The sequence below is a fragment of the Dapis purpurea BLCC-M126 genome, assembly GCF_050015975.1.
Classification (GTDB): domain Bacteria; phylum Cyanobacteriota; class Cyanobacteriia; order Cyanobacteriales; family Microcoleaceae; genus Trichodesmium.
On record NZ_JBNHER010000037.1, the window covers coordinates 20,900 to 29,589 of the forward strand.

The following is an 8,690-nucleotide window of genomic DNA, read 5'->3' on the forward strand; positions in this document are numbered from 1 at the left end:
TTATTTTTTTCATACTCTATCCAAGGGTAGTTTATTAAGCTTATTTTTTGCTCAATAGTCTAAAAATCACTTAAATCTCTATATATGAAAAGAATAGGCTATTTGATCTGACAGCATTAGTGCATCAGCTTTTTGCTCTAATTTTTAAGGTATTTTTTTCTCAAGGACATGAGTAAATCTTTCAGGATCCCGTTATTTTATCAAAATAATTGGGTCTAAAATCCCCGCCTTAATTGGCAAAATGTTTTTGGAGGGTTGCTCAAGCATCCCCGTGAGAAAAACAACTTCTGTAGGTCGCCAATCCGACGGCTCCCCTATCTAAACTTCTGTTAAACTTTTCTGAAGGCTAAGAAAATGAAATTTAGGATATTTGCTTTTTTATGCCTGCAAGCTTAGATACTGTAAAGCTTCAATTGTGACTTTTGAGTAAAGTCACAAAAATTATTGTGAGCAATAGCATTTTTTGTACCTTAAGTATGTATAAATGAATAAGGTTTTATTGAGAATATAATTGTAAAAGGTAACTGGTTTTGGCTGTGAAATCCTTATTCCTGTTGTTTTCAAATCTCAATAGCTTATTTTCAAACATTTATTAAGCAAAATGTTAAAAATTGTAAAGAGTGTTAAGATTAAACTAGAATAAGAAACTAATTTAGAAAAATGCTAAACCCCAAATTGCCAGAACCAGACTTGCTTAAAGCTGTCCTGCAACCCTTGTTAGAGGATTTCAAGTATTGGTTTGAGCGCTCCCGCCAGTTATTGGAGAGAGAAGAAATTACTTTTCTGAGTAGCAGTGAGCAATTCGACTTACTTAATAGGGTGAAGCAAGCTCAACAGGAAGTAAATACAGCACAAGCTCTTTTTCAAGCAACTGGAGGTCAAGTTGGGGTAGAAACTACAGTGCTCATGCCTTGGCATCAGCTACTAACCGAATGTTGGCAAGTTGCGATGCGGTTTCGCAAAGAGCAATCTAGATAGAATGTAAAATCACGATCAAAGTTAGTCTAAACCTAGAATCATATCCTGAATCAAGAAACAGGTTGGGTTAGCTTTTGATTGGCAAACAGTTTTGAAGTTGATAATTGTTAATTTATAGTGACAACACGACCCACTCTGGAAATGATGATGACATACCCAAATAAGATAATTCCTGCTTATAAAACTTATCCAGACTGAAAGTGATAAAACCAGAAAAACTGTTTAACTTTTTTAAAATTTGCTAAGTGGCGATTTAGCCTTGAGGAGAAAACTATGTTACATCTGCTTTATATCCTAGCCTTCACTACTATTGCTGTTTTGGCTGTTCGTAATTTAATCCGTAGTCTTTTAACAGTGGGACTTGAGTCTCAATCTTTGTCCTCAAATCGAGGGTCGTCCAGTCGAGACTCCCATTCTAAGTCTCGTAGAATTCCACATCCAGAACTATTAGATGAATCTGGGAATTTTATTGATGAGCCTTTGTTAGTGATGCGCTCTGTTAATGTACAAGAAGCTCGTGAACAGTTGGATGCTATTTATAATTCTGAGGTTGGTTCAACTGGTGAAACTAGAGATGAAAAAAGTAAATAGATAAATACCATAAAATTAATAAAATGTCAAAAACTTGCTATTGGTTTGTTCCCTAAAAAACTGATAACCAATAGCAAGTTATTTTATACTTTATAAAAACAATTAGTTTAAAGATAGTAATTAAAGTTTGCTGAAAAATTGTTTTGCTGATTGGGATAATGCGAAATAAGCAATGGATAATAGTTTTACTATTAATTTTGATCTATTTTCCCCAGTTATATTAGGAAAATATCTATGTTTTTTACCGATATATTACACTTTTTTGAAGCTGATTCAGCAGACCCTAATTAAAACAATAAAGCGATTCAAAAAACGGTTCTCATGCATAGTAATGGTGAGAATATATTTTTTCCAACACCTGCCAGATTTCCTATACCATTACTGTGCATCATCATCAAAAAAAACTTTTGTATTATACTGGGGCGACTTATACCCAATTTTAAGTTCGTGGACAGACCTAGTGGAAGCTCTAGACTAGATTTAATCGAGACTAATGTAAAATAATTAATTTTTGTTCATTATGTGCAATGGCTAACAATTACTGGTATATTTGATAAAATTCCAACTAACTAAGTTTTTTATATACTAGCCAGAGATTATACCTCTTGCAGAGGAGCTTTTTATGTCGCCGAGCGAAAGCAAAACGGATACTAAAAGCTAAGGTGGAAAAAGTTTAAGTATCACAAATGATAGCAACATTTGATAAAGCGTTAACCTACTCAGAGGTTGAAAACCTAGTAGAAATAATTGCCCTAAAAATGTAGTGTGGTAAGGATGTCAAATCAACAATGTATATTTGATGTTAGTAATGCAGTAGGTTAAAAAGTAACCGCCAGATGACTATTCCCAAATCCGTATTAGCAGAATTAGTGCTAGAGGTTCCACAGCTCAGACCACAAATTTATTTTAAGTCATCTCTGACTGCTCTATCTCATGCGATGGAAGAGCAGGTGTTAGCAGGTTCTGATCGACCCCTGGTAATAGCAACTTTTCAGAAAGAGCGTTTTTATCGTCAAGAAGCTCACCGTTATCGAAGAATTGCTAAACTCACATCCCAAGTATATGTGCTAGCTGCACCAGAAACGGAGTTTAAAAATTCTTCTGAATATTACGAAACAGTAGCTTTTAATCCTAAAGATGCTTTAAGTAGGGAATGGAATCTATTGATCCTTGGTCAGGAATATTCAAGTTGTTTGATTTGCAATGAGTGTGATAATTCTGGCCTAGTTGATGAAACATCTCAGTTTAGTGGAATGGAGCAAGCACGGAGGTTTGAAGGTATCTGGACTTTTGACCGTCAGGTATGTCTCGAATCTGCAACATTATTACTTTATCTAATCCTTAAATATAGACCAGAGTTAAAGGAAAAGGTTCAACAAGCTGTAGAAATTTATGGCATCAATTTGGATTTAAGGAAGCGAAAAAAATCTGCTAAAAATAAATCTAGTTCTAATGGTCTTAATAAGAAAGCTTCAGAAGTAGTTGGAAATAATAACTTTAGTAATCCTTTTGCCCAACGTTTGGTGACTTATTTGCAAGCAAGTCAATATAAGTTAATTAAAGCTTATCGCTCAATTGCAGCTCAAGAACAAAAACAACGCTTAATTAATATTATCTCTACTGCCATGAGGCGATCGCTAGATCCTGATGAGATTATCAAAGTGGCAGTGCAAGAACTAGGAGAAGCACTTTTGGCCAGCCGATGTTTGATCTATCAGTGTCGGCCTGCGGATACAATAGGAACTATTACTCACGAGTATTTAAGTCCATCAGTTAAATCTTTGCTTAATCAGGTATGGCCTCTAAAAGAGAATTCCCTGTTTCAGAAAGTTGTTCAAACTCAAGGGCGAGTATATATAGAAGATACAAGTTTACTACCTGAGTATTTGCTGACAGAAACACTAGCAACTGAAAAAGATCGGGGCAAAAATTGTCTACAAAATTTAATATCTCAATGGGAGATTTCTAGGTGGTTGATGATACCGCTGTTGTATCAGGGACGACTATTAGGTATGGTGGAATTACATAATTGTGGATCGTGTCCCCATAAGTGGTCTGAAGAACAAATAGATTTAGTCGAAGCGATAGCTACTCAGTTAAGTATGACTTTGATTCAGGCAGAAACTTATACTCACCTAGAAGAATTAAATCAACAATTAGAGGCTCTTGACCGGACTCGGAGTAATTTAATTGCTATTACTGGCCATGAGCTAAGGACTCCTCTATCTACTATCCAAGTTTGCTTAGAAAGTCTTAGTCAAGAACCGGATATGCCTGAAGAGTTACGTCAAGTCATGCTAGAAACTGCATTGGCAGATGCAGATAGAATGCGTCATCTTGTGCAAGATTTCTTAACATTGTCTCATTTAGAAAGTGGCCGAGTTCAATGGAATATAGAATATTTACCTCTATTAGAATGTGTTGATTTAGCTCTAAGTAGTATCAAGGCCCACAAATTAGAACAGGAGTTGCCAAATATTACTACTCAGGTATCGGCAGAACTACCTTTAGTCTTGGCCGATGGAGAATGGCTAGTAGAGGTCTTGTCAAAACTTTTGGACAATGCTTGTAAGTTTACTCAAGCTGAAGGAAGAGTAATAATTAGAGCGACTTCTAATAGTGAGAATATGTTGAAGGTGACTATCTCTGATACTGGTCGTGGGATTGAACCTAATAGGTTAGAGGCTGTATTTGATCGTTTTTATCAAGAAGAAGGTGCTTTACGACGTAGTGTTGGTGGTACTGGCTTAGGTTTAGCTATTTGTCGTCAGATTATTAGTCGTTTAGGGGGTACAATTTGGGCTGAGTCGGCTGGTAAAGATCGGGGTAGTGAGTTTCATTTTACTATTCCAATTGTTGATAATACTCAGAAGCAATAATAAATAGGAAAGGAACTTAATTAATAAATTGAAGAGCTAGCAAAGTAGTAGTTTAGGTTTCAATGAATCGATGAATGTTTCATCTTCTAAAATTTGAAATTCTTTGTCTAGTCCGGTAATGTGAAAAACTACTTGAATATCATCTTGGAGATTGAAAAGATATAAGTCACATCCTCTTTTTTCAGCAATTTTGCGGACGAAAACTAAAGTAGTCAAACCAAAATTATTAATTTTGTTGACCAATGCCAAATCTATGATCCAGTATAAATTTTTGCTTTGGAAAATTAGTTTATCTACTATTTGCTTGAGTCGATAACTTCCCTTTAAATCTAAATTGCCTTGAGGGCGAAATAAAATTGCTTCCATATAATATAATCCTAATATATAAATAATAAGTAAAAATAAAATTATAAAATTCAAGGAATTAACAAAAACTAACTATCTAAGTTCTAAGATTAGCTAATATAAACGACTCAACTTTAGCTACATATTTCCCTATATTTAATACATATTTCCCTATATTTAATAGGGTTATGCAGAATTTTTTGTAGCATTAATTTTTCTGTTTCATATAAAAATAGTAATTTTTACTGGGGTTGATGATTAAAAAATAGTTGCTATAACACTAAGTTAATTAGTCAGGACAATAAATTAATTTAGGCTTAAAGCGAATAGGGAATAGGGAATAAGGAATAGAAAAATGTCCTAATATTAATGAGTAGCGCTATATACTTGAAGTAATTAAAATCAAGCAATATTATTCAATTATTTATCTAAGCTAAAAAAAAGTATTGACAAATTCAAGAGGACTATTGCAATTACCCACTTTTTAAATTGTAAATTTGGACAACTATAATGGCAATGACAGTTAATGGCCAATAGTGTGGCCTAAGTTCTAACAATCCTTTTGTAACAGAACCTTACAATTTCTTAAACCTGAGTAACCCTGGTGATACCATTCCATAAAAAGGTTCATATTAGAAATCTATGACAGACGAATTAACAGGACAACCTCCAATTTTTGGTGGCAGCACTGGTGGCTTGCTAACCAAGGCCGAAGTTGAAGAAAAGTATGCTATTACCTGGACTAGCTCTAAAGAACAGGTGTTTGAAATGCCTACAGGTGGCGCAGCTATTATGAACGAAGGTGAAAACCTACTCTATTTAGCCCGCAAAGAGCAATGCTTGGCCCTCGGTACTCAACTACGGACTAAATTCAAGCCCAGAATTGAAAACTTCAAAATCTATCGGGTTTTCCCTGATGGTTCTAACGAATACCTACATCCAAAAGATGGTGTCTTCCCTGAGAAGGTGAATGAAGGCCGTCCTTATGCAGGTAAGGTTGACCGCAATATTGGTAGTAACCCAGAACCAGCTACCCTTAAGTTTACTGGCAAACAAGCCTACGACGCATAGGACTTAGATTTATCAGTTAAAATATGGGATAGGATGAACCGTAGATAATATAGGCTTTTAATACTGGCAATATTTTTTGCCTCTCCTATCATTTAACGATTCACACCTCAGCTTTCAGATATTTCATCTGAGGCTGAGGTTTTAATTTTATGAAGGAAGAAGGAAGAAGGAAAGAAAAAAAAATTATATAAATAATAGATTTTCTTACTCAGTCCGATCAAGAAGTTGATGGATAATAAGATAGTTACAATATGTAATTCAGATATACCAGTCGGCATTACTATTAAGGCATTATTGCTCCTCTAAAATATAGTCACAGCCAAAATTTAACTTCTGACTTCTGACTTCAGCTATAAAGTGTTGGTTGCTGAATCTTAAATCTAAAACTTGCAAAATTTATGATATTTCCAGACTTCTCCCAATTTTCCCAGCTAGCAAAACAAGGTAACTTTGTACCTGTATACCAAGAATGGGTAGCAGACCTCGATACTCCTGTTTCTGCTTGGTATCGTGTTTGTGCTGATAGACCGTACAGTTTTTTACTAGAATCAGTTGAAGGTGGGGAGAAAATTGGACGTTATAGTTTTCTTGGTTGTGATCCATTGTGGATATTGGAAGCAAGAGGCAATCGCACTACCCAAACTTACCGTGATGGTAGAGTTAACACTTTTGATGGTGATCCCTTTAATGCTTTAAATAACTGTCTCGAAGCCTATAAACCTGTAAAATTACCTCAATTGCCTCCTGGTATTGGCGGGTTATTTGGTTTCTGGGGTTATGAGTTGATTCGCTGGATCGAGCCCCGTGTTGCTGTTTATCCAGCTACCAAAAATGATTTACCTGATGGTTTGTGGATGCAGGTAGATAATCTGTTAGTTTTTGACCAGGTGAAGCGGAAAATTTGGGCGATCGCCTACGCTGAAATCCGTTCTCCAGAGGTAGACTTGGAGGCAGTTTATCAACAAACTTGCGATCGCGTTTCTCAGTTAGTAGATAAATTACAATCTCCCCTATCGCGACAAAATACTTTACTAGAATGGCAACCACCAGGAGAGAAAGATAAAGAAGTTGCAGAGATATATACCAGCAACACACCCCGCGAAGAATTTTGTGCCAACGTTGAGAAAGCCAAAGACTATATTAAAGCAGGAGATATTTTTCAGGTAGTTATTTCTCAACAACTTTCTACCGAATATATAGGAGAACCTTTTGCTCTGTATCGTTCCCTGCGATTAATCAACCCTTCTCCATATATGGGCTATTTTAATTTTGGTGATTGGCAAATTATTGGTTCGAGTCCGGAAGTTATGGTAAAAGCAGAAAATACACCAGATGGTAAACGTCTTGCTACTGTTAGACCTATTGCTGGTACCCGTCGTCGTGGCAAAACTTATGCAGAAGATAATGCTTTAGCTGAGGAGTTGTTGCAAGACCCCAAGGAAAGAGCGGAACATATTATGTTAGTTGATTTAGGTCGGAATGATTTGGGGCGAGTTTGTCAAGTGGGAACAGTAAAAGTTGATGAGTTAATGGTAATTGAACGTTATTCTCATGTGATGCACATTGTAAGTAATGTAGTGGGAGAATTGGCAAACGATCAAACTGCTTGGGATTTATTAAAAGCTTGTTTTCCTGCAGGAACTGTGAGTGGTGCGCCGAAAATTAGAGCGATGGAAATAATTAATGAAATAGAACCCTGTAGGCGAGGGGTTTATTCTGGGGTTTATGGATATTATGATTTTGAGGGTCAGTTGAATAGTGCCATTACTATCAGAACTATGGTTGTTAGGCCGAAAAATAATGGAAAACATACCGTAACTGTGCAAGCGGGTGCTGGTTTAGTTGCAGATTCTGTACCGGAAACAGAGTATGAGGAAACTATCAATAAAGCTAGAGGTTTGTTAGAGGCAATTAGGTGTTTAAAAAGTAATTAAAAGAAGGAGTAGGGAGTAGGGTTCATTAATGGATAATGAATAATGGATAATGAATAATGGATAATGGATAATGGATAATGGATAATGAATAATGGATAATGGATAATGGATAATTACCTCTGGTTAAAACCGTAACGGAATTAAATATAAGGAAATATTATTTCTTGTCTTGGTCGATTGGATATGGCGTTTCGGCTAAGAGCCGACATGAAAAGCGTTAGCGTTAGCAAAGCTCCTCTGAAAGAGGCAGATCCTCTGCAAGAGCGGGAGACGTCGCCATCCCTAGACCGCTTTTTCCCCTTTATTGGGAAGGCTTTAAAGGGTGAATTATTTAATTAATAATTATTAATTATTCGGTAAGATTATTTTTGACCAAAAAATAAGGTCTCAAGCTTCCCCTTTTAAGAGTATGAAAGAAAGAATCTTCAGTATTTCAATCCCAATGGTTAAGGCAGAGGTACTGATAACTGATAACTGAAATGACTATACAATTCCCAAAAATAACTCTATAATTGCTCAAGACTTAAGTTATGAAGTAGGGCTTGCTGATTAACTATCGAAGCATTTATATATAAATGCTTGAGCCTTTGTAGGACGAAAAAAGTGCCAGCTTTTTGAAACATAGAGCTGCAAAAATTTAGCATTTTGGGTAATAGCCGAAAAATCAACAGAAAATTTTTCCTTATACTTCCTCTATAATTCCCATTTCTGCTAACTACTCCCTACTCTCTATTCCCTAATTTTTGAACCATAACAACAAATCAAATGCAAACCGAATTCAACTTTTTTCAGCATTGGTATCCTCTTTCACCTATTGAAGATCTTGACCCAGAAATCCCTGTTCCCGTAACTCTATTGGGAATGCGTCTAGTCATTTGGAAGCCAAAATATT

The 8,690-nt window shown here is 35.8% G+C and carries 6 protein-coding genes; 5 read left to right on the plus strand and 1 reads right to left on the minus strand.

Translation table 11 applies throughout. From position 1 onward, the window contains the following. The first annotated feature begins 660 nt into the window (after positions 1 to 660). The 3 genes from ACP6PL_RS04280 to ACP6PL_RS04290 all read left to right on the plus strand — a co-directional run bounded on the left by ACP6PL_RS04280 (position 661) and on the right by ACP6PL_RS04290 (position 4,448). Positions 661 to 978: a DUF2605 domain-containing protein gene (locus tag ACP6PL_RS04280; protein WP_426542898.1), complete on the plus strand. Its 318-nt coding sequence runs from the start codon at positions 661 to 663 to the stop codon at positions 976 to 978. Between the two features lie 273 nt (positions 979 to 1,251). Then, a complete protein-coding gene (locus ACP6PL_RS04285; RefSeq protein WP_426542900.1) occupies positions 1,252 to 1,569 on the plus strand; it encodes a DUF2973 domain-containing protein in 318 nt (105 codons plus the stop codon). Positions 1,570 to 2,405: 836 nt separating this feature from the next. Continuing rightward, the gene (locus tag ACP6PL_RS04290) at positions 2,406 to 4,448 is read left to right on the plus strand and encodes a DICT sensory domain-containing protein (RefSeq protein WP_426542902.1); all 2,043 of its coding nucleotides are present in this window, start codon (positions 2,406 to 2,408) and stop codon (positions 4,446 to 4,448) included. A 36-nt stretch (positions 4,449 to 4,484) separates the two neighbouring features. Here the strand turns inward: ACP6PL_RS04290 and ACP6PL_RS04295 are convergent, their stop codons facing one another. Continuing rightward, positions 4,485 to 4,814 carry an STAS domain-containing protein gene (locus ACP6PL_RS04295; RefSeq protein WP_426542904.1) on the minus strand — a complete coding sequence of 110 codons (330 nt, stop codon included), beginning with the start codon at positions 4,812 to 4,814 and terminating at the stop codon, positions 4,485 to 4,487. A 621-nt stretch (positions 4,815 to 5,435) separates the two neighbouring features. Between ACP6PL_RS04295 and psaD the strand changes: the two genes are divergently transcribed. After that, positions 5,436 to 5,864 (plus strand): photosystem I reaction center subunit II PsaD, encoded by a 429-nt coding sequence (psaD, locus tag ACP6PL_RS04300; RefSeq protein WP_426542906.1) that lies wholly within the window; start codon positions 5,436 to 5,438, stop codon positions 5,862 to 5,864. A 398-nt stretch (positions 5,865 to 6,262) separates the two neighbouring features. Further along, the gene (gene trpE, locus ACP6PL_RS04305; RefSeq protein WP_426542908.1) at positions 6,263 to 7,798 is read left to right on the plus strand and encodes an anthranilate synthase component I; all 1,536 of its coding nucleotides are present in this window, start codon (positions 6,263 to 6,265) and stop codon (positions 7,796 to 7,798) included. Positions 7,799 to 8,690 lie beyond the last annotated feature (892 nt).